The organism is Corallococcus sp. CA047B (genome assembly GCF_003612065.1).
In the GTDB taxonomy this organism is placed as follows: Bacteria; Myxococcota; Myxococcia; order Myxococcales; family Myxococcaceae; genus Corallococcus; species Corallococcus praedator.
Genome location: NZ_RAWD01000050.1, coordinates 1 through 25623, shown reverse-complemented (window position 1 = coordinate 25623; position 25623 = coordinate 1). Strand labels below are relative to the sequence as shown.

The 25623-nt window shown below is 68.9% G+C and carries 21 protein-coding genes; 10 read left to right on the top strand and 11 right to left on the bottom strand.

Annotation, left to right across the window (positions count from 1 at the left end; translation table 11 throughout):
* The first annotated feature begins 6 nt into the window (after window positions 1-6).
* The gene (gene proC, locus D7X74_RS11210; RefSeq protein ID WP_120532927.1) at window positions 7-852 is read left to right on the top strand and encodes a pyrroline-5-carboxylate reductase; all 846 of its coding nucleotides are present in this window, start codon (window positions 7-9) and stop codon (window positions 850-852) included.
* On the opposite strand, the gene D7X74_RS11205 is transcribed toward proC, so the two are convergent.
* Window positions 834-1517, bottom strand: a complete 684-nt coding sequence (locus D7X74_RS11205; RefSeq protein WP_167508719.1) for a helix-turn-helix transcriptional regulator — start codon at window positions 1515-1517, stop codon at window positions 834-836. The two genes, proC and D7X74_RS11205, sit on opposite strands and share 19 nt — an antisense overlap.
* Before the next feature lie 62 nt (window positions 1518-1579).
* Between D7X74_RS11205 and D7X74_RS11200 the strand changes: the two genes are divergently transcribed.
* The 4 genes from D7X74_RS11200 to D7X74_RS11185 all read left to right on the top strand — a co-directional run bounded on the left by D7X74_RS11200 (window position 1580) and on the right by D7X74_RS11185 (window position 4639).
* Entirely contained in the window at window positions 1580-2725 is a 1146-nt protein-coding gene (locus tag D7X74_RS11200; RefSeq protein WP_120532926.1) for a cytochrome P450, read from the top strand.
* Window positions 2722-3066 (top strand): antibiotic biosynthesis monooxygenase, encoded by a 345-nt coding sequence (locus tag D7X74_RS11195; protein WP_120532925.1) that lies wholly within the window; start codon window positions 2722-2724, stop codon window positions 3064-3066. The genes D7X74_RS11200 and D7X74_RS11195 overlap by 4 nt, the downstream gene beginning before the upstream one ends.
* 147 nt (window positions 3067-3213) lie before the next feature.
* Window positions 3214-3600, top strand: coding sequence for a hypothetical protein (locus D7X74_RS11190; protein WP_120532924.1), 387 nt, complete (start codon window positions 3214-3216; stop codon window positions 3598-3600).
* Between the two features lie 37 nt (window positions 3601-3637).
* Window positions 3638-4639, top strand: a complete 1002-nt coding sequence (locus tag D7X74_RS11185) for a DUF5700 domain-containing putative Zn-dependent protease (protein ID WP_147446539.1) — start codon at window positions 3638-3640, stop codon at window positions 4637-4639.
* A gap of 320 nt (window positions 4640-4959) precedes the next feature.
* Here the strand turns inward: D7X74_RS11185 and D7X74_RS11180 are convergent, their stop codons facing one another.
* Window positions 4960-7644, bottom strand: coding sequence for a M1 family metallopeptidase (locus tag D7X74_RS11180; RefSeq protein ID WP_120532922.1), 2685 nt, complete (start codon window positions 7642-7644; stop codon window positions 4960-4962).
* Window positions 7645-7861: 217 nt separating this feature from the next.
* Between D7X74_RS11180 and D7X74_RS11175 the strand changes: the two genes are divergently transcribed.
* The 4 genes from D7X74_RS11175 (at window position 7862) to D7X74_RS11160 (ending at window position 13720) form a co-directional block, all read left to right on the top strand.
* Complete coding sequence (locus tag D7X74_RS11175) at window positions 7862-10144, top strand: Ig-like domain-containing protein (RefSeq protein ID WP_147446538.1); 2283 nt, start codon at window positions 7862-7864, stop codon at window positions 10142-10144.
* Window positions 10145-10240: 96 nt separating this feature from the next.
* Window positions 10241-11062: an NAD(P)-dependent oxidoreductase gene (locus D7X74_RS11170; protein ID WP_120532920.1), complete on the top strand. Its 822-nt coding sequence runs from the start codon at window positions 10241-10243 to the stop codon at window positions 11060-11062.
* Between the two features lie 49 nt (window positions 11063-11111).
* The gene (locus tag D7X74_RS11165) at window positions 11112-12032 is read left to right on the top strand and encodes a LysR family transcriptional regulator (RefSeq protein ID WP_120532919.1); all 921 of its coding nucleotides are present in this window, start codon (window positions 11112-11114) and stop codon (window positions 12030-12032) included.
* A gap of 92 nt (window positions 12033-12124) precedes the next feature.
* Entirely contained in the window at window positions 12125-13720 is a 1596-nt protein-coding gene (locus D7X74_RS11160; RefSeq protein ID WP_120532918.1) for an aromatic amino acid hydroxylase, read from the top strand.
* 50 nt (window positions 13721-13770) lie between these two features.
* On the opposite strand, the gene D7X74_RS11155 is transcribed toward D7X74_RS11160, so the two are convergent.
* From D7X74_RS11155 to rdgC, 9 genes are all read right to left on the bottom strand, one after another.
* Window positions 13771-14571 (bottom strand): alpha/beta fold hydrolase, encoded by an 801-nt coding sequence (locus D7X74_RS11155; RefSeq protein ID WP_120532917.1) that lies wholly within the window; start codon window positions 14569-14571, stop codon window positions 13771-13773.
* Window positions 14572-14641: 70 nt separating this feature from the next.
* On the bottom strand, window positions 14642-15862 hold the full coding sequence (locus D7X74_RS11150; protein ID WP_199732668.1) for a CapA family protein: 1221 nt from the start codon (window positions 15860-15862) through the stop codon (window positions 14642-14644).
* Between the two features lie 228 nt (window positions 15863-16090).
* Window positions 16091-17707 (bottom strand): MXAN_6640 family putative metalloprotease, encoded by a 1617-nt coding sequence (locus tag D7X74_RS11145; RefSeq protein ID WP_120532916.1) that lies wholly within the window; start codon window positions 17705-17707, stop codon window positions 16091-16093.
* On the bottom strand, window positions 17707-18762 hold the full coding sequence (locus tag D7X74_RS45010) for an HmuY family protein (protein ID WP_147446537.1): 1056 nt from the start codon (window positions 18760-18762) through the stop codon (window positions 17707-17709). The genes D7X74_RS11145 and D7X74_RS45010 overlap by 1 nt, the downstream gene beginning before the upstream one ends.
* A gap of 92 nt (window positions 18763-18854) precedes the next feature.
* A complete protein-coding gene (locus D7X74_RS11135) occupies window positions 18855-21131 on the bottom strand; it encodes a hypothetical protein (RefSeq protein ID WP_120532914.1) in 2277 nt (758 codons plus the stop codon).
* Between the two features lie 157 nt (window positions 21132-21288).
* A complete protein-coding gene (locus D7X74_RS11130) occupies window positions 21289-22188 on the bottom strand; it encodes an SGNH/GDSL hydrolase family protein (protein WP_120532913.1) in 900 nt (299 codons plus the stop codon).
* Entirely contained in the window at window positions 22185-23081 is an 897-nt protein-coding gene (locus D7X74_RS11125) for an SGNH/GDSL hydrolase family protein (RefSeq protein ID WP_120532912.1), read from the bottom strand. The genes D7X74_RS11130 and D7X74_RS11125 overlap by 4 nt, the downstream gene beginning before the upstream one ends.
* 109 nt (window positions 23082-23190) lie before the next feature.
* Window positions 23191-23880, bottom strand: coding sequence for a hypothetical protein (locus D7X74_RS11120; RefSeq protein ID WP_120532911.1), 690 nt, complete (start codon window positions 23878-23880; stop codon window positions 23191-23193).
* A complete protein-coding gene (rdgC, locus tag D7X74_RS11115; protein ID WP_120532910.1) occupies window positions 23867-24517 on the bottom strand; it encodes a recombination-associated protein RdgC in 651 nt (216 codons plus the stop codon). The genes D7X74_RS11120 and rdgC overlap by 14 nt, the downstream gene beginning before the upstream one ends.
* 204 nt (window positions 24518-24721) lie before the next feature.
* On the opposite strand from rdgC, the gene D7X74_RS11110 reads away from it, so the two are divergent.
* Window positions 24722-25623: D-alanyl-D-alanine carboxypeptidase (locus tag D7X74_RS11110; protein WP_233602054.1), on the top strand; the 902-nt coding region annotated here is incomplete at its 3' end.

Here is a 25623-nt window from a genome sequence, read left to right as displayed (position 1 = left end):
CCCGCCATGGCGTCCCATCCCGTCCCCACACCCATCGTCCTCCTTGGTGGAGGAAAGCTCGCGGAAGCCATCATCAAGGGGCTGCTGCGCTCCGGACAGGTGAGCCCGTCCGACCTCCGCGTCACCGTGCGCCGGCCCGAACGGGGCGAGGAGCTGCGCTCCCGGCACGGCGTGCACGTCCTCACCGACAACGCCCAGGCGGTGCGCGGCGCGGCGGTGGTGATGCTCGCGGTGCGACAGGCGCAGATGGCGGAGGTGATGGCGCTCATCGCCCCCGCGCTGGAGCCAGGCCAGGTGGTGGTGTCGCTGTCCTCGGACGTGCGCCTCGCGCAGTTGGAAGCGGCGCTGCCGTCCACGGTCGCCGTCATCCGGGCCATGCCGCACACCCCGGTGGGCGTGGGCGCGGGGCTGACACCGCTCACGGAGGGCACGCGGGTCACGGAGGCCGCGCGGCAGGCGACCGACACCCTGTTCGCGGCGACGGGCCAGCCGTTGTGGGTGACGGAGGAGCAGCTCACGGTCTGCACCGGTGTGTCCGGCACGGGCCCCGCGTATGTGTTCCGCTTCGTGGAGGCGCTGGCCCAGGCCGCGATGGCCCATGGGATGGAGGCCACGGAGGCGGCGGCACTCGCGAGGGGCACGCTGATTGGCGCGGCGAAGCTCCTGGCCGAACCCGGCGCCACCACCACGGGCCTCATCGCCGAGGTGGCGACCCCGGGCGGCATCACCGTGGCGGGGCTGGAAGCGCTGGAGATCCACGGGCTCTCACGCGTCGTGGGCGAGGCCGTGTCCATTGGCATCCAGCGCGCGAAGGAACGCGCGGAGCTCTCCGCTCACAGCGCGCCGAAGTGACGGCGCAGGCCCCGCTGGCCCGAGGGCGTGACGACGAGTCCGCGCGAGTCGGGTTGACGTTCCACCCAGCCCAGCGAGAACACCCGTGAGGCGAGCGCCGCCCCCAGCGCCCCGGCCAGGTGGTCGCGCCGCTCGCTCCAGTCCAGACAGCGGTGGGCGAACTGGCGGCGCTGTTCTCTCAAGGGGGCCAGCTCGATGCCGAAGGCCTCGAACCAATCCTCGCCGCTCGGGGTCAGCGCGAAGGCGCGGCGCCGCAGGGAGAGGTGCCCACCGCGCAGGAGCGCATCGGTGATGCCCATCCCGAGCCTTCCCGCCAGGTGGTCGTAGCAGTAGCGAGCGGCCCGGAGCGGCTCCGGCGTGGCCGAGGCCCGGGGTCCTCGGACGGCCACCGTCATCAGCGCCTCCACCATCCGCGCCACGGTGGGCGTGGCGAGCCGGAACACCTTGTTGCGCCCCTGGCGGGTCGAGCGGATCAACCGGGCCTGCTCCAGGCGCTTGAGGTGCACGGTGGCCGTCGCGGGGCTGACGCCGGTGCCGAAGGCCAGCTCCTTGGCGACGAGCGACCGCCCCTCCATGAGCAGCTCCAGCATCCGGATCCGCGTGGCATCCCCCACGGCGCCCGCCAGCGCGGCGAGGTCCGGCCCTGCATCCATCGTTCGTTCCATGACGAACCGTTTCCTAGCACAGCGAGGGTCCAGGAGGAGGACAGTGCCCGAAGCGAGGACTGATGACACCGCCCACCGACCCGTATCAGGCCGTCACCCACCCCGACCCCTACCCGTACTACGCCGCCCTGTGTGAACAGGGTGGCCTGCAGCGCATCCCGGGCTTCGAGCCGTGGATCGCGGCGGATGCCGCCACGGTGCAGGCCGTGCTCACGAGCGAGCATTGCCGGGTGCGGCCCCCGTCGGAGCCCGTTCCCCTGCATCTGGTGGATTCCGCCGCTGGCGTGCTCTTCGGGCGGCTGGTGCGGATGAACGACGCCGCGCCCTACCCGCTCGTGAAGCAGGCGCTGGCCGACGTGCTCCCCATGGTGATGCAAGCGGTGGCAACGGAGGGCCACCGCCAGGCCGCCCGGCTCTTCTCGGAGTCCCGGCTGTCGCGCCTGCCGGAGCTGGCGCTCCAGTTCCCCGTGCTCGTGCTCGGCTCCCTGCTGGGATTTCCAGAGGACACGCTGGAGGAGCGCGCGCGGGACGTGGAGGCCTATGTCCGTTCGGTCGCCCATCCTGCGGCGAGCCACGCGGGAGCAGAGGCGGCCGCGCGGCTCACTGAACATGTGGCCGTCAGCCTTCAAGCAAGGCCTCGCACCCCCGCGGTGTTGAGCGCCTTCGCCGCGCGGATGCAACAGGTGGGAGCACCCATCGCAGCGCTCGTGCCCAACGCGGTGGGATTGCTCACCCAGGCGTATGAAGCCACCGCGGGCCTCGTGGGGGCTTCACTGATTGCCTTCGCGCGGATGCCCGAGCTGCGCGAGCAGCTTGCCCGGGGTGAGTGCTCGCTCGAAGACGTCGTCCGCGAAGCAGCCCGCCACGAGTCGCCGGTCCAGAACACCCGGCGCTTCCTCCCTGCGCGCGCGACGCTCGCGGGTCAGGAGTTGGAAGCGGGAGCGACGGTGGTCGTCGTGCTCGCCGCCGCGAACCGCGATCCCCGCGTGAATCCCCAGCCCGACGCCTTCCTCCCCCGCCGCGAGGCCCGCCGGACCTTCACGTTCGGACTGGGCGCCCATGCCTGCCCGGGACAGGCGCTCGCGGTGACGATGGTCTCCGCGGCGGTGGAGCGGGTGCTCGCGAGCGGCCTGGATCTCACCCCTCTGTCGCAATCCGTCACCTGGCGTGCGTCCACCAACGCTCGCATCCTGGGAGGTCTGTCTTGATCGCCGTCATCTTCGAAGTCTGGGCCCACGAGGACCACCGCCAGCGGTACCTCGACCTCGCCGCGGCCCTGCGGCCCCTGCTGTCGGGCATCGATGGCTTCATCTCCATCGAGCGTTTCCAGAGTCTCAGCGAACCGGGCAAGTTGCTGTCGCTGTCCTACTGGCGTGACGAGGCCGCGGTGGCCGAGTGGCGACGCCTGGAAGCCCACCGTGAGGCCCAGAGTGAAGGAAGAGAGTCCGTGTTCCGCGACTACCGGCTGCGAGTGGCCCACGTCGTCAGGGATTACGGCCTGAAGGACCGGGCAGCCGTGCCCGCCGACAGTCGCACCGTGCACGGCTGAGCTGGAGGGGCGACGACAGGTCTCCGAGAGGCCTTCCGTTCGGACAGCCCCGTGTGTGGCATCTCCCCCCGTCGCATGCGGGCAATGACTCCCCCACCTTCTTTCCGGGGGTGCACGATGAGGGATGGGTTCAGGAATGCAGGGCTCATGGGGCTGGCGGCCCTGCTGCTCGGGTCTCCAGCGTTGGGACAGACAGCGGACCCGCCCGAAGAAGGGTCCGAAGGGTCGCCGCAGTTCTCCTGCTTCGAGGAGCTCCGTTCGGGAGGAGGCGCCGCGAGTGAAACCCTCGCGGCCCAGCTCTGTCAGGGGGCTCGTTCCGAAGCCCCGGCCCGGTGTTTCCGCCGCGTCCAGGAGGGAGGCTTCCTGTCGGATCCGCAGGCGCTCCAGCTCTGCCAGTACGCCACGCAGTCGGATGATCCCGCGTCGTGCTTCCTCAAGGCACGGACGTCTTCATTCCTGGATGAGTCGCAGCTCGTCCAGCTCTGCCGTCCGCCCATCGCGGAGATGCTGAAGCTGTGCCCCTACGGGCCTTGACCCGGCGCCGCCCGTGGCACCTCTGCCATGAATTGAATTGGATGAGCCGCCACCTTCCAACGGGTATAGAATCCGCACCGCTCAGGCTCATGCACAAGGCGGCCCCATGCTTGTTCTTTCCCTGATGACCTCCGCACACCTTCTTGGCGCGACGCCAGCGGCCCGGCTCGACATCCGGTGGGACACCTCCGAAGCAGACGCGGCCCTCGCCATCCTGGAGAAAGGCGAGGCGGCCAGCCCCTCCGACTGGAGGAAGCTCTTTCGCAGCAAGTGCTTCGTGCGGCTCGAAGCGCGAGAGGTCGCGCTGGGCAAGACACTGGGAACGCCTCGGACAGTCGACCTGGAGGCGTTCCGCCGTCACCTCACGAATCCGGAAGTGCGAAGCCAGCGAGCGACCTTCCTCCGCTCCCTTCAGGAATGGAAGAAGACGGACCTGGAATCACTCTCGCGCAAGGTGCAGCGCTTCCTTCCCACCGGGAGTCCGCAATCGTTCACCCTCTGCCCGATGATCAAGCCACAGGACAACTCCTTCGTCTTCGACCTGGGCGGCAAGGAGCCTTCGATCTTCCTGTATCTCGATCCGAACCTCACCCAGCCGCAGTTCGAGGTCATGGTCGCCCACGAATCGCATCACGTGGGGCTTGGAGGGCGCAAGCGTCCCGACCTCCTCGCGAAGGTCGAAACGCAGTCCCAGCAGGTCCAGGACACCTGCCAATGGATGGGCGCCTTTGGAGAAGGCTTCGCCATGCTCGCGGCCGCGGGGGGACCCGACGCGCATCCCCATGCGGTGAGCAAGGTCGAGGACCGGGAGCGCTGGGACCGGGACATCGCGAACTTCCCCCAACACTTCGCGGAGCTGGACGCCTTCTTCGTGAGCATCCTCGAAGGCCGACTCAAGGGAGATGCCTTGCGCCAGCAAGCCGCCCGCTTCTACGGTCCTGAACAAGGCCCCTGGTACACGGTCGGCTACCAGATGGCGGTCCTCGTCACCTGGAGTGGATGGCGACCTGGGCCCCCACCTTCAGCGCGACGGGACTGACACAGCCTTGGCAACACCGAGGGCAGTGGAGCAGATCCTTCCTGGCCTGCGCCTGGGAAGGGATTCGACTCACACAAGCACCTTCCAGACAGCACAGGGCACCAAGGTGCCCTCCTCCCCCACAAGTCCGCCCCGCACAAGATTGACGAAGCATCCAACAGCTAACGCGCCCCTGTCAATCCGGCAAACCCCGCTTACGAGATCAACTGGCATTGCCCCCTCACAATCGCGCACACGCCCCCCAATCCACTTTCAATAACGCGTCAAGCCAAGTCTTCGCGAGATGAGAGGCGATCTCCCGCAAAAGCACGCAGCGACTCCTAATGAGCGCGGAGGAAGTCCTGGACGCTCTGCTGCTGCAGCTTCGCGGATTCAATGCACAGCCGGATGGACTCCAGCGCCCGGGCCAGTGCGCGCGGCCCGCCCTCCACGCGCTTCACGCGGGGCGCAAGGAAGGCCTCCGCTTCCGCGAGCTGGGTCGCATCACAGAGATTGCCCACCTGGTTGATGAGTCCACCCTGCTCATCCGAGCGCAGTCGCTGCGAGAGCACGTCGAACTGCTGGCGGTAGAACTCCCAGGCCAGAGGCTGCGTCTCCGGCATGTTCAGCGACATCTTCAGGATGGCCAGGGCATCCCGCGTGTCGAAGTCCGACCCCACCACCAATCCCAGTGCCCGTCGCTCCAGCTCCGGCTGCCGGAAATAGCTCAGCGCCGACAGCAGCCGGACGCGCTCGTTGCGGTCCTGCTCCTTCTTCGCGGCCTCCAACAATGCATTGAACAGCGAGGCATCGCCGTGGGACGCCGCCCGGGGCAGCGCGCTGGCCAGCGCCTCCGGGTCCACGGACTTCCGGTCCGCGAGCCACGCACGCACCAACGGCGTGGCTTCCTTCAGCAGCGCCGGATCCTCACCCAGCCCGCCCGCCAGCCGCAGGAACAGCGAACGCGACTGCTTCACGTCGTCACCGTCGCCGGGCCTCGACACCCACCCCAGCGCCCGTGCACGCGGCGCATAGAGCGACGCCACCCAGGCGCGAAATCGCTTCCGCTCCTCCACCGACAGCCGGTCCAGCCGCACCTGCCAGAGCAGCGCGGCCCCGCTCTCCACCACCAGCCGCTCCGGCGAGCGCGCCGTGGCAGGCACGGCCTCCAGCGCCTCCCCGAGCGGCAGGTCTCCGCGCCCCACCGCCGCGTCCACGTCCGCCCAGAGGGCCACCTGCTCTCCCGTCGTGAACGCCGAAGCCGGGGTCGCCAGCAGCTTCGCGAGCTGCTCACGCGAGTAGCCACCGCGGTAGTACCCCGTGCCGCCCGCGTTGAGCAGGACCCACGCCGGGCACTGCTTCGTCGGCAGCGCCACCTCCATCGAAGGCCCCTGCAACATCGAGCACACCCGGGATGACCGCGTCCCCGTCCCCGCGCGCAGACACACTGGCACCTGCCATTCCTGCTGCGTGCTCGCCCGGGAGCCGGCGGGCAGATACCGCTCCTGCGACAGCTTCACCGTCGGCGCGCCCCCCGCCGGGCACGTCACCTGGGCGGACACTCGTGGCGCCCCGCCCTTCTCGATGAAGCCCTTGAAGGAGCTCGCCACCTCCGGCCCCGCCGCCTGGGACACCTCCGCCAGGAAGTCCTCCGTCGTCACGGCGCCCCACGCGTGCTTGCGGACATAGCTTCGCATCACGTCGCGGAAGCGCTCCGCCCCCAGCCACGCCTCGAACATGGCGATGACGGACGAGCCCTTGTCATACGTCGTCCCATTGTCGAACGAACCCACGATGTCGTCGTTGCTCGCCACCGGCTTGCGCACCGGCAGCGCGGCCTCCAGCGCATCCGAAGCCAACGCCGACTCCGTCGCGGACATGGCCCGCTCCTGCTGGAAGCTCCAGGACGGCTCCAGCCGGTCCACCGTCTGCCGATCCAGCCACGCCGTGAACGACTCGTTCAACCAGATGTCATCCCACCAGGCATTGGTGACGACGGCGCTGAACCAGTAGTGCCCCAATTCGTGGTTGGCGATGACCGCATAGGAACGGCGCCGGTTCAGCGTCTCCTCCCCGGGAGGAATCAGCGTCAACGGCTGCCCGAGCGCCACGAGGCCCGGGTGCTCCATGGTGCCCCAGTACCGGGGCACCACCGCCACATCCAGCTTCTCGTAGGGATACGTCTGGTCGAAGAAGTCCTCCAGGCCCTTCACGATGCGAGGCGTGACGCTCGCGGCGTAGCGCGTCTCCCCGCCCCGCCCCTTCGGCACGATGAAGCGCAGGGGCACGCTCGCGCGCCCCACCGCGCCCGCCTCCACCACGTCGAACGGCCCCACGATGAACGCCACCAGGTAGCTGGGCATGGGCCGGCTCTCCGCGAACGTGACGCGCTCCAGCCCGTCCGCCACGGGCTCGCGCGAGACGACGGGATGGTTGGCCAGGGCCACGTGCCCCGCCTTCACCGTCAGGCGCAGCTTCCAGGGCACCTTCAAGGCCGGCTCGTCGAAGCACGGGAAGGCACGCCGCGCGTCGATGGGCTCGAAGAACGTGTAGAGATACGACTCACCGCCCTCCGCCTGTCCATAGACACCCTGGCTGCGCTCGCGGTCCACCTTGCCGGTGAAGTCCAGGGTGAGCGTCGCCGTGCCCACGGGCAGCTCCTCCGGCAACAGCAATCCCAGCCGTCCTTCACTTTCGGAGACGGGCTTCGCGTCGAAGGTGCGGCCGCCCACCGTCACCCTGGCGCGCGTCACTTCCAGGTCCTGGCCATGCAGCCACACCTGACGCACCGGCTCGCGCACCTCCACGTCGATGCTCACGCTGCCCGGATAGGTGGCCTCCGCGGGCAGCAGCTTCAGGTCCAATGCGTAGCGCAGGGGCCGCACCGTGTCCGGCAGCCGCAGCACGGGAGGCCGGGGCTCCGGCCATGCGAGGGTGGCAGGCGCGGCGGCCGGGGGCGCGGCCTCCGGCGCGTGGGCACAGCGGACGGTCACCGCGACAACAAGCGACAGGAGGAGTCGGTTCATGGCTCCGGAGCGTAGCGCCCTCCCAACCGACGTCCAGGGTAACCACCGACCCGAAGGGTTTGAACAGACACCCGCCTCCAATGCAATCACAGTCTGTGTTTCCTGATTCAATCTGGTAGATCGAAACACTCTCCCCCACCAGGAAGGTGCGATGCGTCGGCAGACCCCTCTGTCTAGCGTTATGCTTTACATGGTAACCAGCTTTGCAATGGTTGTCATGGCTTGCAGCCCTGACACCGCCGAGCCCGTGCCCGAAACCGGAGACGTGCGGTTCATCAGCGCGGTGCCCCAGGCGCTCGCGGGCGATGAGGTCACCCGGGTGACCGTGACGCTGACGGCCACGGGCGTGCCCTCGTCCACGGCCGTGCTCACGAAGAGCGCGGACAGCTGGAGTGGCACGCTGTACCAGGTCCCCGCGGGCACCCAGCGAACCTTCACCGCGGAGGCCTTCGCGGCGGACGGCTCGCTGCGCTACCGCGGCGCGGCAACGGATGTCACCATCACGGCGGGCACCACGTCGGTCGTCGCCATCACGCTCCAGGCCCTGAATGTGCCCGGGCCCTTCGACAACTCCGCGCCCTGCATCGACTCGCTGGTGGCGTCCGCCAGCACCGTGCTGCCCGGGGGCACGCTGTCCCTCCAGGCCACCGCGCATGACCCGGACACCTCGGACACATTCACCTATGCGTGGACGGCGACGGGCGGCACCTTCGGCTCGGCCGCGCTCGCCTCGACGACCTGGACGGCCCCCGCGACGCCGGGCGTCGTCACGCTGACGCTGACGGTCACCGACTCGCGCGGCGCCGCCGCGGTCATCCGCATCAACATCACGGTCATCTCGACGGACGGCGGACCGGACTCGGGCGTGGCCCAGGTGTCCGTGACCTTCAACGTCTCCCCCGCCGTGAACCGCGTCACCGCGTCGCAGTCCCCGCTGCCGGTGGGCCAGAGCACCACCGTGGTCGCGGACGTGACGGATCCGGACGGCGATGCGCTGACCTACCAGTGGACGGCGTCCTGCGCCGGAACGTGGACCGACGCCACCGCCAGCACGGCGTCCTTCACCCCGAGCGCGGTGCCGGCCGGCGAGTCCTGCGGCAACTGCTCGCTCACCGTCACCGTGAAGGATCCGAACGGCGGCCAGACGCAGGGCACCCTGCGCATCTGCGTCGGCACGGGTCCCGTCGCCAACGTGCCCCCGCGCATCGTCCTGTCGAACCAGAGCGCGCTCTCCGTGGCGGGCAATGGCACCGTGACGTTCCGCGTCCTCGCGGAGGACGGCAATGGCAGCGCGCTCACCTTCGCCTGGGCGTCGAGCCACGGCACGCTGGGCACGGCCACCTCCGGGTTCACCTCCAGCGAGATCGCCTGGAAGGCCCCGGCCTGCATCCCCGATGGCCCCAGCCCCACCATCAGCGCCACCGTCACCAACGCGTTGGGCTTCTCCGCGTCCACGAGCTTCAGCGTCGCCGTGGTGGGGGTGCCGACCTGCACCCCGCCTCCGGAGAGCACCGTCGCGCGGTGGGATGCCACGGCCGCCATGACGGTCCGTCGCTTCGGCGCGAGCGTCATCCCCCTGCCCTCCGGCAAGATCTTCGTCTTCGGGGGAGTGACCGTGTCGAACCCCGTCCTGGTGTCCGGCGAAATCTATGATCCCGCCACGGCGACCTGGGCCCCGGCCACCTCCATGGGGACGGCGCACTACTCGCCGGCGGTGACCCTGCTGCCCTCCGGAAAGCTCCTGGTCACGGGAGGCTTCGGGCTCTACCCAAGCACCACCCCGCTGCGCAACGTGGAGCTCTACGATCCCGCCACCAACACCTGGACGGCCGGGCCGACCATGGCGTTCGCGCGCGGGAGCCACACGTCGACGCTGCTGCCCAACGGCAAGGTGCTCATCATCGGCGGAAACACGTCGGGCGACACCGCGAGCAATCGCATCCCGGAGCTGTTCGACCCCGCGACGATGACGTTCGTGCCGGTGGCGGCCTCGACCTTCGTCCATACGGGCCACCTGGCGGTGTTGCTGCCGTCGGGCAAGATCCTCGTCTTGGGCGGCAACTCCCCGGCGGAGTTCTATGATCCGGCCACCAACACCTGGAGCAACGCCACGGGGCTCATCAACCGCAACTTCACGCACGCCTTCCTGCAGCCGTCGGGCAAGCTCCTGCTGGCCGGGAGCACCACCCTGATCGCGCTGTATGACCCCGTGCTCAACGTCCAGACGACGGCGGGGAACTTCAGCTACGACCGCCCGACGTCCTCCATCGTCCAGTTGGCCTCGGGGAAGCTCCTGCTGGCGGGAGGCAACTCCCTGGTGGGCCTGACGACGGAGCTCTTCGATCCGGCCACCGGGACGACGTCCTTCTCCATCAGCATGGCGTCGAACCGCTATTCGATGGGCACCACCCTGCTGCCCAACGGCAAGGTGCTCTTCATTGGCGGGTACGACCGGGACGCGGGGGCGAGCGTCAACGCGGCCCTCCTCTACACCCCCTGAGCCCGGGCTGAAGTTCCGTTGACGGGCGGTCGGACCCACACGGGTCCGGCCGCTCCGGGCATTGCGGCCTGCCTCGAATCAGCGAGGATGCGCCCCATGTCCACCCTCAAAGGCAAGACCCTCTTCATCACCGGCGCCAGCCGCGGCATCGGCCTGGCCATCGCGCTGCGCGCGGCCCGGGACGGCGCCAACATCATCATCGCGGCGAAGACGACCGACCCGCACCCCAAGCTGCCCGGCACCATCTACACCGCGGCGAAGGAGATTGAAGCGGCGGGCGGCAAGGCGCTGCCCTGCGTGGTGGACATCCGCGACGAGGCGCAGATCCACGCAGCCGTGGCCAAGGCGGTGGAGACCTTTGGCGGCATCGACATCCTGGTGAACAACGCCAGCGCCATCAGCCTCACCGGTACACTGGAGACGCCGCTCAAGCGCTTCGACCTGATGCACGGCATCAACACGCGCGGCACCTTCGCGTGCTCGCAGGCGTGCCTGCCGTACCTCAAGAAGTCCTCCAATCCGCACATCCTCAACAACTCGCCGCCGCTCAACATGGAGGCGCGCTGGTTCGGCCCCCACGTCGCCTACACCATGGCGAAGTTCGGCATGAGCATGTGCGTGCTGGGCATGGCGGAGGAGTTCAAGGACGAGGGCATCGCCGTCAACGCCCTCTGGCCGCGCACCGTCATCGCCACCGCCGCCGTGCAGAACCTCCTGGGCGGCGATGAGACCATCAAGGGCAGCCGCTCGCCGGAGATCATGGCCGACGCGGCCCACGCCATCCTCACCAAGCCCAGCCGCTCCTTCACCGGCAACTTCTGCATCGACGAGGACGTGCTGCGCGGCGTGGGCGTCACGAACTTCGACAAGTACCAGTCCGTGCCCGGCGCGGAGCTGTTCCCCGACTACTTCATCTGACCGTCGCACCCACCCCGGGGCGCATGGGTGCGCCAGGAACAAGGCCCTCATGCCCCCGCGCAAGCTGCTGCGACACCTGGTCTGGCTCGAGTCCTTCACCGCCGCCGTGGAGGCGGGCAGCATCGACGCCGCCGCCGAACACCTGGGCGTCGCCCGCTCCGTGGTGAGCGAGCACATCCGAGCGCTGGAGGAGGCCCTGGCGGACGGCGCGGTCCTGCTGGAGCGCGGCCCCGGGCGCAGGCTGCAACTGTCCGCGCGCGGCGAGCGCCTCTACGCGGGCACCCAGACGCCGCTGCACCAGTTGGACATGAAGCGGCTCATGGACCTGGCGCGCGTGGAGCCCACCCTGCGCCTGGGGCTCAACCCCACCCTGTCCATGTCGCTGTTGGGCGGCATCGCGCAGGACGCGGCCGCCACCGACCTCAAGCTGGTGGTGGGCTTCGGCGGCTCGCACGAGCTGGTGCGGCAGGTGCAGACGCGGCAGCAGGACCTGGTGCTGGACTTCACCCCCCTGCCACCCCACGACGGCGTGGATTCAGAGTCCCTGCTGCGCATGTCCTTCGTGGTGCTCGCCGGCCCGGACTCCGCGCTGGTGCGCGAACAGGCCTCCCGGCGCGCGCTGGATGTGAAGGACCTGCAGGGTCAACGTTTCGTGGACTGGTTGAGAGACGACCCGTACGGCGGCGCCAACAGCGCGCGCTTCGCCGCCCAGGGGGTCAAGGTGGACGAAGTGGGCCGCGTGGAGAGCTTCCTCCACCTCTACGAATTGCTGCGCGCCTACCGCGCCTGCGCCATCGCCCCCGACGTACGGCCCACCCAGCCGTTCCCCGCCGACGTCCACGTCTGGCCCCTGCGCGAGGCGGAACCCCAGGTGGTCGAAGTCGTCGCCCTGTGGCCCTCCGGCGGCCTCAGTCCCGGGGCCCGGGCCGTATTGGAGGGCCTGCGACGTCGGCTCCAGAAACGGCGATAATCCGACGAAGACGTCGTTTTCTGCCGGATTTCCGTCCTCCGCTGACATGGGTATCTTCCAGGTGTCCTGTTTCTCTTGAAGGAGCCTCCGAGATGACCCCCACGGAACGGACGATCGCCCGCCTGCCCGCCCACCTGCGTCGCTACGTGGTGTCGCAGGACTACGCGGCCTACACGCCCCGCGACCAGGCGGTGTGGCGTCACATCCTGGGGCAGCTCCGGGGGCATCTGCGCGACAAGGCGCATCCCGTCTACCTGGAGGGTCTGGAGGCCACCGGCATTGGCGCGGAGGCCATCCCCAGCCTGGACGAGATGAACGAGAAGCTGTCGAAGCTGGGCTGGTCCTGCGTGGCGGTGCGCGGCTTCATCCCTCCGGCGGTCTTCACGGAGCTGCAGGCGCTGGGGGTGCTGGCCATCGCGGCGGACATCCGCACGCACGAGCACATCCAGTACACGCCCGCGCCGGACATCGTCCATGAGAGCGCGGGGCACGCGCCCATCATCGCGAACCGCCGCTACGCGGAGTACCTCAAGGCCGTGGGGCTGGTGGGGTTCAAGGCCATCGCGAGCGTGGAGGACCAAGCCGTCTTCGAGGCCATCCGCAACCTGTCCGTGGTGAAGGAGGACCCCACGGCGAGCGACGCGGAGATCGCGCACGCGCAGGCCCGCCTGGAGGCCGCCAACGAGAGCCACCGCTACATCAGCGAGAGCACCCGCGCGAGCCGCCTGTACTGGTGGACGGCGGAGTACGGGCTCGTGGGCGACCTGGAGCGCCCGCGCATCTACGGCGCGGGCCTGCTGTCGAGCATCGGCGAGGCGAAGCACTGCCTGACGTCCGCGGTGCGGAAGCTGCCGCTGGGCGTGGCGTGCGCGGACACGGACTACGACATCACCCGCATGCAGCCGCAGCTCTTCGTGGCGCGCGACTTCGAGCACCTGTTCGAGGTGCTGGCGGAGTTCGAGGCCACGCTCGCGTGGAAGCGCGGCGGGGACCTGGGCCTGGACGAGGCGCTGCGAGCGCGCACGGTGAACCACCTGGTGCTCTCGGACGGCCGCGAGGTGACGGGCAAGGTGGTGGAGCTGCTGCCGGCCGCGCAGGAGGTGGCCCCGGGTCTGTCCACCGCGATGGCTCGGCTGGAAGGCCCCATCGTCACGTCGCGCGATGGCCAGGCGCTGGACAAGCCGTTCAGCGGCGCGGCGCTGGTGGCCTTTGGAACGGGCACCCTGCCGGAGCGCGGGAACTTCCGACTGGCGCTGGACAGCGGGCTGGTGCTGGAGGGCTTCGCGGTGGATGGCGGCGAGGTGATTGCCCTGAGCGGGACGCTCGCGGGCAAGCCGCTGGAGCTGCCGTCGATGGCGCGCGTGTACCTGACCGAGCGGCTGCCGTCCGTGGCGGGTGGCCCCGCGGATCCGGGCGCGTGGGACCGCTGGTTCGGGGAGATGAACGCCTTCACCGCGGGCGACGGCGAGGCGCAGGCGCGCGAGCGCAAGGCGAAGGCGCTGCACCCGTCCCTGGCGGCCCTCTACACGGAGGTGCGCCGCCTCCGTGAGACGGGGCAGCTCGCGGCGGACCGGCTGGAGCAGATCGCCCGGGCCTCCTCCGACTTCCCGTCGGACTGGCTCTTGCGCGCGGAGGTCGCGGAGCTGCGCGGGGAAGAGCCTGCGCAGCGCAACGCGGCCCACGCGTAGTCCTACGGCTGCTGGCAGTCAGCCCGCGGAACCGGAGGCGGAGCGCCTTGTCAGGCCGCTGATGGCTGCTTGCTGTCTGGCCCCTCAAGGAATCGAAGGGCTGTTGAGGTGAATGGAACCGTGGAATCAAAAACAGGAACGTGGTCGCCGCCAGGAACAATCCATAGCGCGGCATCCGGTATGGACCGGTAGATGCTCACAGGAATTTCAACGGGAAAAAAGTGGTCGCGATCACCGTGCACAACGAGCGTACGAGCCGTAATGGCCGACAGGCTCTGCGCAGTGAAATTCATGTCGTCGTAGTCTTTACTCAACGCATTGAACTGCGCAATGAGTTGACGAATCTGCGCATCTCCGCGTTTTGCGCACTCCCGATACATCTCTCGCACTTGTTGGGGCATCGTCTCAAACGAAGCCCTGCGCATGATGGCCCTTGCCTGATCGGGGAAATGGGAAGTCGCGCTAATCAATACCATTGAGTCGATGCGCTTGGGTTGGCTCGTTGCCATGTGAAGCAGCGCCATCCCGCCAGAACTCATACCCATGGCCGAGAACCGACCAACCCCCAGCTTCTCAAGCAAGAGGAACACGTCACGGGCCGCTTCCCGATGTGTAAATTTGTTCTCGGGATTGGTGGAGTAACCATGGCCACGCATATCCACGACGATCAGTCGATGGCGCTCTGAGAGCCTGGCGGTAAAGGGATGCCAGTTCTGTGAACAACCGCCAAACCCATGCAAGAGCACCAGGGGCTTTCCGACTCCATACTCCTCGTAGTACATCTCAATGTCGTTGATTTGAACGGCATGCCCGCGAGTTGTCGTCTGATTGGGAGCGTACGTCGTTGTCATGGGTGTACCTTGTATCCGTCCGGCGCAGACACGGGTGCGTCTCGCCGAGCACCTCCGGGCACGCATCGGCTCAGTCGGTTGAGGTCGAGACGAACTCGATGCACGAGGTGGGCAGTCCGGAGTCGGGCCGAGGGGCGACCAGCCTTGTAGGAAGCTGTTCGGTCGTGCAGCAGCGTTCGAGATAGGCGACCACCCGCCTGCCTTCGTCGCTGTCCGCGGACACGTGCATCGGCTCGTTGGCCGGATTGATGATCGCGGGCAGGAAGCCGGCGGAGATGCGCCCGGACGGCGCGATGTGGATCACCGCCGCGCCGGTCAGCCTGGAATCCTCGTGAAACGGCAGCAACGGGTAGCCCTGCCGCGGGCGAATCATGAACTCGCCGAACTTGCGGGCCCATGCCGCCATCTCTCCCGGCCGTCCCACGCCCAGGTAACCGTCTTTCGCGAGGCGCTCAGCGAGGTTCGGCAGGTCGAACACATAGTGTCCCAGACCGTAGAAGATGGGTTTTCCGGAATGGAACTCGACGCCGCGGAGCATGTGATGATGGTGGCCCACGACGACGTCGGCCCCGTTGTCGATGGCGAGCCTGGCCGTCCGTCGTTCGTGGTCGGTCAGCGAGAACGGCACGGTGGAGTCACCCCAGTGGAAGCTGACGACGACGATGTCGGCCTTCGCGCGTGCTTCGGTGATGCTGTCGATGAACGCCTTCTGATCCTCGACCAGCGGCTCGGTGCTCACCAGAGGGGCCATGCCCGGATTCCATGCGTTCAGATCCAGGGGAGTGTATCGGGTGTGTGCACGGAAGGGAGCCAGGCCGGGGACACCCGGGCGCGCCTCATAGCCGTAGGGAAACACGGAGCTGAAAGCCAGAAAGGCCAGCCGTGTTCCATTGCGATCGAGATACCCGGGCGCGGTGGCCTCCGCGAGATTCGCGCCCGCACCCACCGTGGCGATGTCCAGATCGGCCAGTGTCCGGCGCATGGACAGCAGCGCGGCATGTCCTCCGTCGAGACTGTGGTTGTTGGCCAATGACATGATGTCGAAGCCCGCCTTGGCCAATGGGGCGGCGTTCGCCGCGGGCGCCGTGAGCGTCGAGCCGGCGCTGGGGGCACGCTGGATGTCGTCGCTGAAGACGCCCTCGCAGTTGCCGAAGACGACGTCACCGGAGCGCAGGACGTCGCGGGCGGAGTGGAAGGCCGTCGCCGGGTCATCGCGGTCCACGAAGACATCGCCCACGGCGAGGATTGACAGCCCAGGTCCACCGGGATGAGCGATGTTGTTCGAGGCCACGGTTCACTCCTACTTCCTGCGCGGATGCGTTCCTCGCGCCTTCTACCAGATGAGGGGGCCGCGGATGCTCATTCGAGGAGCACTCCGCGTCCTCCGAAATCTTGACGGAAGCGCGCGTGCGAACGAGCAAATACAAACAGCCCGGTCCGCTGGTCGTAAGGCATCCCTGCTGGAAAGACAACTCCTGACAGTCGTCCGGCTGGCGCGGCCTCGCCGTGCGGAGCCAGGTCAGTCGTCGCTGCGCATCCGCTCAGGGCGATCCGCTCCCAACCGCCGTCGTCGGAGCCTGAGCCCTCCACCCAGAAGCAGCGCGATGAGCGCACCCGACAAAGGGCCCCCCGCGGCCTGACATCCGCCATCCGACCCTGACGGGTCCCGCGGGTCATCGATGGGCTCCTGGGGCCGTCCGGCATCCGCGGAGCCTGCATCACCCGTCCCGGCGTCCACGGTCCCGGCGTCTTCCGTACCGGCGTCCGCCCCGGCATCGGGAGGAGGAGGCAGCACCGGTGCACAGTCCGCATCCTGGCCGGTGGCCGCGATGCACAGCTGGCCATAGCGCCCCAGGCCCTGCGTCCTTCCATCCACGACGGCGACCAGGACCCGCGTCGCATCCTCCGCGGCCACCTGGGCACGCAGGGGCTCCTGACCGCCCACCTGTTTGACTCGCAGCACGGCGTCGTCGGTGACGGCCGCCACGAGCAGATACAGCGCGGCGGGGTCCGTACCAGCTTCGGGCTCGAACGAGGCCGAGACGAAGGACGCACCGCCCGCGACCTCGAAGATGCGCGAGGAGGCACCGGCCACCCGCACGGAGGCGAGCGACGTGGGCAGCGCCGAGGCGGTCGTCACCAGCGGCGCATACCCCTCCCCTCGCGCGTAGCCGAAACCGGGCGTCGCGCGCGAACCGGTGCCCAGGTTCCACGCGGAGAACTGCGCGAAGGCCGCATCGAAGGAAGACGCGAAGTCGCGGCGCAGACAGGTGTCCAGCAGCAGCGGCCAGCGCACGTCCGGTTGCCGCACGGACTCCTCCAGCAGCGCGAGCAGGAGCGCATCCCCGAAGCGCTCGCCCACGAACTGGAAGAAGAGTCCCGCGCCGTAGCTGAAGCCCACGCCGGGACCACTCGGATCCGTCAGCAGGCTGCGGTCCGGGAGCTCCAGGTAGGAGTGGCTGAAGCCCTCCAGGTCATCCAACGCGGGCTCGAAGCGTTCGGTGGCCCAGACGGCGGTGCCCTCGGACGCGATACCTCCCAGGTCGGGGCGGTACGCGGCCTGGACGGCGTGGAAGAACTCGTGGCTCGCCAGGATCTCCACGGCCTCCTGGTCGGACGGGTAGCCATAGCCCGTGAAGTCGTTCTCCTGGAGCATGTAGCCGGTGCAGCGCGTGGTGCCATCCAGGCAGGTCTCCATCCGGAAGGCCCCATCGGCGCGCAGGGCGAAGTCCACCAGGTACACGTCGAAGCGGCCGTCGCCGCCGTTGTCTCCCGGCGTCGTCGCGTCGTCGGGTGGCAGGCGGAAGCCCAGGCCCGCGTAGAACGTCGCCACGCGTTCGTAGGTGCGTCCGACGAGTTCCACGAAGTCGGGCACGCCGCTGCCATCCGCATCCGCCAGCGGCACCGCGTTCGGCCCCTGGCGGGTGAAGTGGATGCGGAAGCGATTGCCCTCGGAGACAGCGGACTCCACCGTCTCCGTCGGCTCGAAGCGTGGCGCGGGCGCGGTGGCCGAGGTGGGCCGTCCGGACTCGGCGACCGCCCACGGCACCGGCGCCACCGCCTCCTCGTGGAGGAGGCGGTGCGGAGTCCCCGCGCCGGTCAGCAGCAGGAGCAGCGCAGGAACCCCGGGGGCCATCACGGCAGGTACGCCCACTTGAAGCGGTACTGGCCCGAGCCCGTCACCGCCGGCAACGTGCCGGTGGAGTTGCACTGCGCCTGCGCGGCGGGCTCGTAGTACGACGCCACCTGCAACTTCACGTGACGCCCGTCCGCCAGTTGCAACAGGAAGACCTTGTCCGTCATCACGAGGCAGTTGTTGTAGCGCCAGAACGAGGCCAGCGCCGTGGCCGGGGAGCTGATGCCCGAGCCGTCCACGATGAGCTCGCAGGTGTTGGCGGTGAAGTACGCCTCCGCGGCGAAGCTCGCGGTCGGCTCCACGGTGGTGACCGCGTCGAACGTGGTGCCCGCGACCGTCTGGGCCACCGTCACGCAGGACGGGCCGGACACGCCACTGTTCACGCGGATGACGCTGCGGCGCACCGCGATGTCCCACGCCGTCGACGCGAGCGCGGACTGATCATCAATCTCCACCTTCACCAGCCCCGTCGGCGTGAAGCGCGCGTAGGTGTACGACTCCGGCGCGGACAATCCACCGGCCCGCCCATCCAGGAGCGTGAAGAACTGCCCCGGCGTGGTGCCCTCCTCCACGATGGTGCCCGTCGCGATGTTGGTGCGCAGGGACAGCTCGTCGATGCTCTGCTCCTTGCACGCCACCGCGCCGCCGCACACCTGCGAGCCGCCGTCCGTGGGGGTGCCCGCGTCCGTCTCCGTGCCCGCGTCCGTCGTCGTCCCGGCGTCCATCGTCGTCCCGGCGTCCGTCGTCGTGCCCGCGTCCGTCGTCGTCCCGGCATCCGTCCCGGTGCCCGCGTCCGCCGTCGTCCCGGCATCCGTCCCGGTGCCCGCGTCCTCCTCGGGCACGGGGGTCAGGGTGCGCAGTTCGCACGCGTTATCGGCATTGCAGACATACGCCTGGCCCTCTGGGGGCGCTCCCTTGTCACGACAGTCGAACGCATCGACGCACTCGTCGCCGCTGCATCCCCCCGCCGCCAGCGTCAGCGCGAGGACCGCGAGGGCCCCCATGCCGAACCGCCCTGCACCGCGCTTCAGGACCACGCCTCCAGGAAAGCCCATCGTCGTCACCTTTCGATGCGGAACTCCGCCCTCGTCGAAGGTGCCGATCCATATCGATAACGATTCTCATTTTCAATATCGAAGACGCACTTTCATGCGGAGGTGTCCTCCGGCTTCGGCGCATTGAGCGTGGACAGGCGGGGCGCGCTGCCCGGGCCCAGCAGGCCCTGCATGGCGTCGAACAGGTTGAGGTTGGAGCCGGTGGGCAGGAAGACGACCTTCTCCAGCCCCCCGACGACGGCGGCCTGCGCCTGCGCCGCGACGACCTTCACGAAGTTCTCCCCGCCGCCCAGCGACTCCACGCGCTGACGGAACTGCGAGGCCTCCACCTCCGCGAGCCGTGACTGGCGCTCCACCTCCAGGTCGTTGAGGCGCTGCTGACGCTCCAGGGCCATCTGGATGGTCAGGCGTTCGCGCTCCAGCTCCGCCTCGGAGCGGATGCGGGAGGCGCGGGCGTCGGACTCGGCGCGGGCCAGGGCCTCCTCGCTCTCCACGCGCGCCTTCTCCAACTGAGCCTCCGCCTCCACCTTCGCGCGGCTGAGCGTTTCGAGCTGGTGGTTGCGGTTCTGCAATTCGATGAGGGATTGGCGTTCCGCCTCCGACTTGCGGTGGCTGGAGATGTCCGCCAACTGCTTCTCCTCCTCGCTGCGGATGCGCTTCAGCTCCGCGGCGGCCTGCGCTTCCTGCCGCGAGGCGTCCAGTTGGATCTGGATGTTGGTATCGATGGCCTCGCGCAGCTTCAGGGCTGTCTTCTCATCGACGGGGGCAATGTCCTTGATGTCGATGTCGATGATGCGCAGCTGATTCTCGGAGAAGAGCCGGTCCTTGCGCGCGCGGCCCGCGTCGTCCATGCCGAAGATGGCGCGGCGGATGAGCACGCTGGCGTTCTTGTGGAAGGTCTCGAACTCGTTCTCCGCGGCCACCTGGCGGATGCGCGACGCGAGGTTCTCACACACGTAGCCGATGAAGTCGTTCACCCGGAAGATGGCCTTGTCCTTCTCCGGGTCGCCCACCACGTCGAACTGCCACTTGTAGGAGAGCTTGATGCGCAGCCGCGCGTGGTCGCGCGTGGCCACTTCGAAGAGGTCCGTGGCGAAGTCCGGCCCCAGCCGCAGCATCAGCACCTTGAGCTGCCGGGGGCGCTTGGGCGTGCTGCCGGACAAGTCCAGCACGGTGACGTCCTCGTACGGGCGCAGCATCACCTTCGCCGGACCGAACTCCACCCGCGCCTGGTTGCTCTCGAAGTCGTTGATGAGCACCGCCGTGTTGTCCTCGATGCGCAGCACGATGGCGCGCGTGCGGTCCCCCTTCTCCGGCGCCGACGTGGGGCGCGGCGCGCGGGCCTCCTTCGGCTCCGTGGACGCGGGCGGCGGGGACAGGCCCAGCAGGGCCTCGGCTTCCGGGGACAGGCGCTTCTCGTGCAGCTCCTGGTGCGCCTCCGGCATGAACTGGCAGGGGCCCTGCACGAGCGTCACCTTGCCGGAGCGCAGGTCCCTCACGTAGAGGCCCTCGCCCTGCCCCAGCGACAGCGCGGCGATCTCCTTGTGGATGAGCACCTTCTCGCTGGGCACGTAGGTGCGCGGGCCTCGGACGATCCACGTGTCACCGGCCTTGCGCAGGCGGGGCTCTCCGCCCTCCTCCTCGGTGAGGTCGTCCAGCGCCTGGAGCTTCAGGCCCTGGAGTTCCGACAGGACGTGCTTGCGGCGCACGTCGCCCTCCAGCGCCTCGCCGGGCTCCAGGAAGAAGACATCCGGACCGGAGACGACCTTGCGGCGGCCTTCCTGGATGCGGCCGGTGGCGCGGTCCACCGGATTCAAGATGACGCAGTACTCGGTCTCCTTGAGGACGCGGGCCTTCTCCAGCGACTCGACGGAGACGGCCTCACCGGGCACGTAGCGGCCGGGGCCGCGCATCAGCCACTCGTCACCGGCCTCGCGGCGGCGGGGCGCGTCCTTGGCGCGGTCGTCCGTGAAGGCGGTGAGCGCGCGCAGGCGCAGCGCTTCCGACACGCCCAGCACGTACTCGGGGATGATGTCCCCTTCCAGCTCCTCGCCCGGATACAGCGGGAACACCTTGGGGCCCACGCGGACCTCGCGGTCCCCCACCGCCACCCGCGCCTGGCCGAAGTCGTCCAGCGCCACCTGGCCGTTCTCGCGCACCACGGGGTTGCGCACGACGCACCAGTTGCCGGAGCCCACCTCCACCATCCGCTCCTTGGCGACGAGCGTCAGGTGCGCTTCCAACGTGAGGACCCGGGGGCCCACCTCCATCAACACCACGCCCCGGTTCGCGTCCTCGATGTAGGCGTACTCGCGGTTCTTCAGGGAGATGCGTTGGATGGCTTCGGTGCTGGGGAGGGCGGAAGGCACGGGACACCTGCTCACACGGTGGAAGGTTCATCCGTGTGTCATTGCCAGCCGCGTGCCGCCCCCTCCCCGCCCCGGAACGGTTCCACCGCGCATCGGACTGGAACAGCCGCCCGCTCCATTCCGGGGCGGGCGGCGGTCCAGACTGGTGCGGTGCTGCCTACGGCGCCTGCGCGCCCCACGCCTCCACGGTCCACTCGTCGGCGGTGAAGCCAGGGCTGAAGCCGAAGGCGTCGGAGACCAGGTCGTATGCGTAGTCCGCGAAGATGCGGTGGCTGTAGCTGGTGGGGTGGATCTCATCCCAGAACAGGTACTTGTCCGGGTTGACCGCCTTGCCCTTGGAGGTGCCGGTGACGTTCGTCAGGCCATACGCGGACGGGGCCGCGATGATGGCGTTGAACTTGGTGTAGGCATTCATCCCGATGAAGGTGACGGACGGGAACTCACCGCGCAGCCGCGTCAGGGACTGGGACCAGAGCGTGTTGAACTGGCTGCTGGGCGGAGACAGCACGCTGCTGCCCAGGCCGAACGGGATGGACAGCGCCGCGGGCGTCTTGTGCAAGGGCGGCATGTTCACCCAGAGGACGCGCTTCGCGCCCGCCGCGACGAGCTTGCGGATCTGCCCTTCGATGTTGGAGACGGCCTTCGTCGCCGTTGCCTTGATGCCCGCGGTGTCGAACGGGTTGTCCATCGCCTTGTGATGGATGTCGTTGCCGCCGCCCCAGAGGACGTACAGCACGGTGGGGGACGCCGTGGGGCTGACCTTGAGGTAGGCGTTCACCTGGCCTGTCATGTCGGCGGTGACCGAACCGCCCTGCGCGTAGTTCGTGCCACCTTCGTCGGAGGCCACGAGCGGCAGGTCCAACTGGTTCGCTAGCTGCTTCACCCAGGGGCCGGAGATCTGGCTGGACGGGTTCGTCGTGGGGCCGCTGGTGGCGGTGCTGTACTTGCCGTTGTCACTCAGGCTGTCGCCGAACGCGACGATGCCGCTCTGCGCATCCGCCTGGAAAGGGGCGAGGGCCACGAGCGCGGCCGACAGCATCAGGAAGGGGGTCTTCACGGCTGCACGCTCCAGTCCTGCACGGTCCACTCGTCGGCGGAGAGGCCGGCGCTGAAGCCGAACGCGTCCGACACGAGGTCGTAGCCGTAATCCGCGAAGATGCGGTGGCTGTAGCTGGTGGGGTGGATCTCATCCCAGAACAGGTACTTGTCCGGGTTGACCGCCTTGCCCTTCGCGGTGCCGGTGACGTTCGTCAGGCCGTACGCGGAAGGCGACGCGAGGATGGCGTTGAACTGGTTGTAGGCGCTCATCCCGATGAAGGTGACGGACGGGAAGTCCTTGCGCAGCTGCGTCAGGTGCGAGGTCCAGAGCGAGTTGAACTGGGTGACGGGGGGCGCGAGCACCGTGTTGCCAAGACCGCCCGGCACGGACAGCGCCGCTGGCGTCTTGTTCAGGGGCGGCATGTTGACCCACAGGATGCGCTTCGCGCCGGCGGCGACGAGCTTGCGGATCTGCGCGTTGATGTTGTTGGCGGCCGTCGTGGCGGCGGCCTTGATGCCCGCCGAGTCGAACGGGTTCGCCTGGGCCTTGTAGTTGATGTCGTTGCCGCCGCCCCAGAGGACGTACAGCGCGGTGGCGGACGCCGTCGGGTGGGCCGCCAGGTAGGTGTTCACCTGGCCGGACATGCCGCTGGTGACGGCGCCGCCCCGTGCGTAGTTCGTGCCACCGTTGTCGGAGGCCGTCAGGGGCAGGCCCAACTGCGTCGCGAGCTGCTTCACCCAGGTGCCGGAGATCTGGCTGGAGGGGTTCGTCGTCGGACCGCTGGTGGCGGTGCCGTTGTTGCCATTGTCACTGAGGCTGTCACCGAACGCGACGATGCTCGTCTGAGCGCTCGCGTGCAGCGGCAGGAGGAAGGCCAGGGCGGCCACCAACGACAGGAAGGGATGCTTCATCAAAAAACTCCAGGAGAGAGGATAAACCGCTTTTCGCAGTGTGTCATCCCTCCCGGATTTTTCCAAGAGTCCAATTCTTCCTTGTTTTAATCTGGATGTTTCAGCCGGCTCAGCCGCGAGCGGCCCGGGCGTCGCGGCCCTTGGCGCGGGCGGCCTTGGAGAGCAGGTCGGAGCCCTTCTCCTCGCCCTTCATCCACGCCTTCATGGCGGGGACCACCGTCTTGCTCCAGGCCTTGCCACCGCGCACGGTGAGGAAGTCGTTCACCAGCGCGTCCACCAGGGTGGAGAGCTGTTCGGTCAGCTCCAGGCGCTCGGTGAGCTGATCATCCTCCTCCTCGGTCATCAGGGCGGGCAGCTTGGCGGCGCGGATGTCCAGGAACTCCGCATCCAGGGTGAGCTCGAACTCGCGCTCGCCGTGGGAGATGCGCAGCCGGGCCTGGGACACGAGCAGGCCCCGGTCCAGCGAGTGCCGCACGTTCTCCGAATACGGCGCCAGCGTGCCGCGCGCGCTCAGCTCCGTGACGTCGCCCGCGACGCCGCGCAGCACCACCTTGCCCAGGTAGAGCGCGGTGATGCCCGAACCGTCATGGTCCACCAGCGGGTCGCCGGACTCCGAGCGCCACAGCAGCCACGTCAGGAACTCGCGGCCCAGGTAGGCCCGGCCGCGCAGGAGCTGTTCGCGCGCCTTGCCCTGTTCGAGCTCCGCCTCGTCCTTCACCTCTTCGGTGGAGGCTCCGTCGATGCCCACGTCACCCCGGGCGAATGCCGCCTCGATCCGCGCCTGCTCACCCTTCGCCATGGCTGTCCTCCACCGAAGCCGTCGCCGGCAGGTCCATTCCGATGAGCTCCGCCGTGGGGCCCAGGGCCTTGTCGTCGATGCCCGCGCGCTGCGCCATGGACGCGGGCGTGATGCCAATCACCTTCACCGCCAGGGCGCCTTCCAGCGCGACGGAGATCTCATCCACCGTCTTGCGGGACGCGGCCCAGATCTGCACCTGCTGCGTCTTCAGGTTCCACGTCACGTCCAGCACGCTGGTGCGGGGCACCGCGCGCTGGCGCAGCAGCTGCTTCAGCTCCAGCTTCTGCTTGTTCTTCTCCGCGCGCGCGGGCGGGCGGCTGTTCTCCTTGGTGAAGGCGGACGTCCACTTGTCCAGCTCCGCCTTCATCATCGACGCGGGCACCTTCAGCGTGTCGATGCGGAAGGAGAACAGGGCGTACTCGCCGTAGAAGAGGTTGCTGGTGGAGAAGTCGGACGCTTCCGCGTTCTCCAGCTCCACGAAACCGGCCGCGCGCTCATCTTCGGAGCGACGGTCGATGGGTTCGAACGCATGGGACTTGAGTCCCTTCGTCAACCAGCGCTTCACATCGGACGGAGCTTCCTTGGAAGGCTCGGTCCGGAAGCGCGAAAAGGTCACGGCACCACGGAGGACAGGCATGGGGCGCGGCAGGATGGGCGTCCGGTGCCGTGGCGTCAAGGCACTCGGCGTGGCTGGACGTGGGGCGCTGGGAATAGCCGGCCGTCCAGGGCGTTGCGCGCCCCGAAGTCCCCTGCCGGGCGTTCACCCGAGCACGCCTCCGCCCTCCCCCGCTGGCCGGAAACGATGACACTCCCAGGAGCGCGACATACGGTGGCCGCCGCCATGCGCCGCGCCCTCCGCGTCTCCACCGTCTGCGTCCTCCTGACCGCCTGCGCCCACGCGCCCTCCACACCGGAGGGCCCCCCGGGCCACACCCTGACCGGGGTGACGAAGGCCCTGCTGGAGACCCTGGAGGCCGACGGGGCGCTCGCGGGCGCGTATGTGGTGGACGCGCGCACCGGCGAGCCGCTCTTCACGCACCGGGAGAACGTGCGGCTGTTGCCCGCGTCCGTGATGAAGGTGGTGTCCACGTCCGCGGCGCTGTCCGCGCTGGGGGCGGACTTCCGCTTCGTGACGCCGGTGTCCCTGGAGGGCTCGCAGGTGGGGGGCCTGTTCCTGGGCGACGTGGTGGCGCAGGCCTCCGGCGACCCGTCCCTGGGCTCGTGGCGCTTCCCGGAGACGGCGCTCGCGTGCGACCGCATCGCGGAGGCCTTCCAGGCGCGCGGCATCCACCAGTGGCGAGGCAGCGTGCGCATCGCCGGCACCGACGGCGTGGACGGCCTGATGGGGCCCGGCTGGGCCTGGGACGACGCCGCGTATGCCTACAGCGCGGCGCCCACGCCCTTCGTCTTCCGCGAGAACGTGGTGGACCTGGCCCTCACCCGCGCGCCCGGCGCCACCTGCGCGGACGCGCCCTCCGTGCAGCTCACCCCCACCTTCGCCACGCTGAGCGCGGTGGTGCGCGTGGACGTCAACGCGGAGCGCACGAACCTGTCCTGCATGCGCGGGGGCACCGGCGTGCGCTGCACGTGGCGCTCGCCCCAGGGCGGCCCCTGCCCCCAGTCCGCGGGCGTGAAGCTGGCCGTGGACGCGCCGCAAGAGCTCTTCGCCGCGTGCGTGGACGACGCACTGGCGCGCAAGGGCGTGACGCGGCTGCCCCTCACGCTGGAGGCCCCCACCAACCC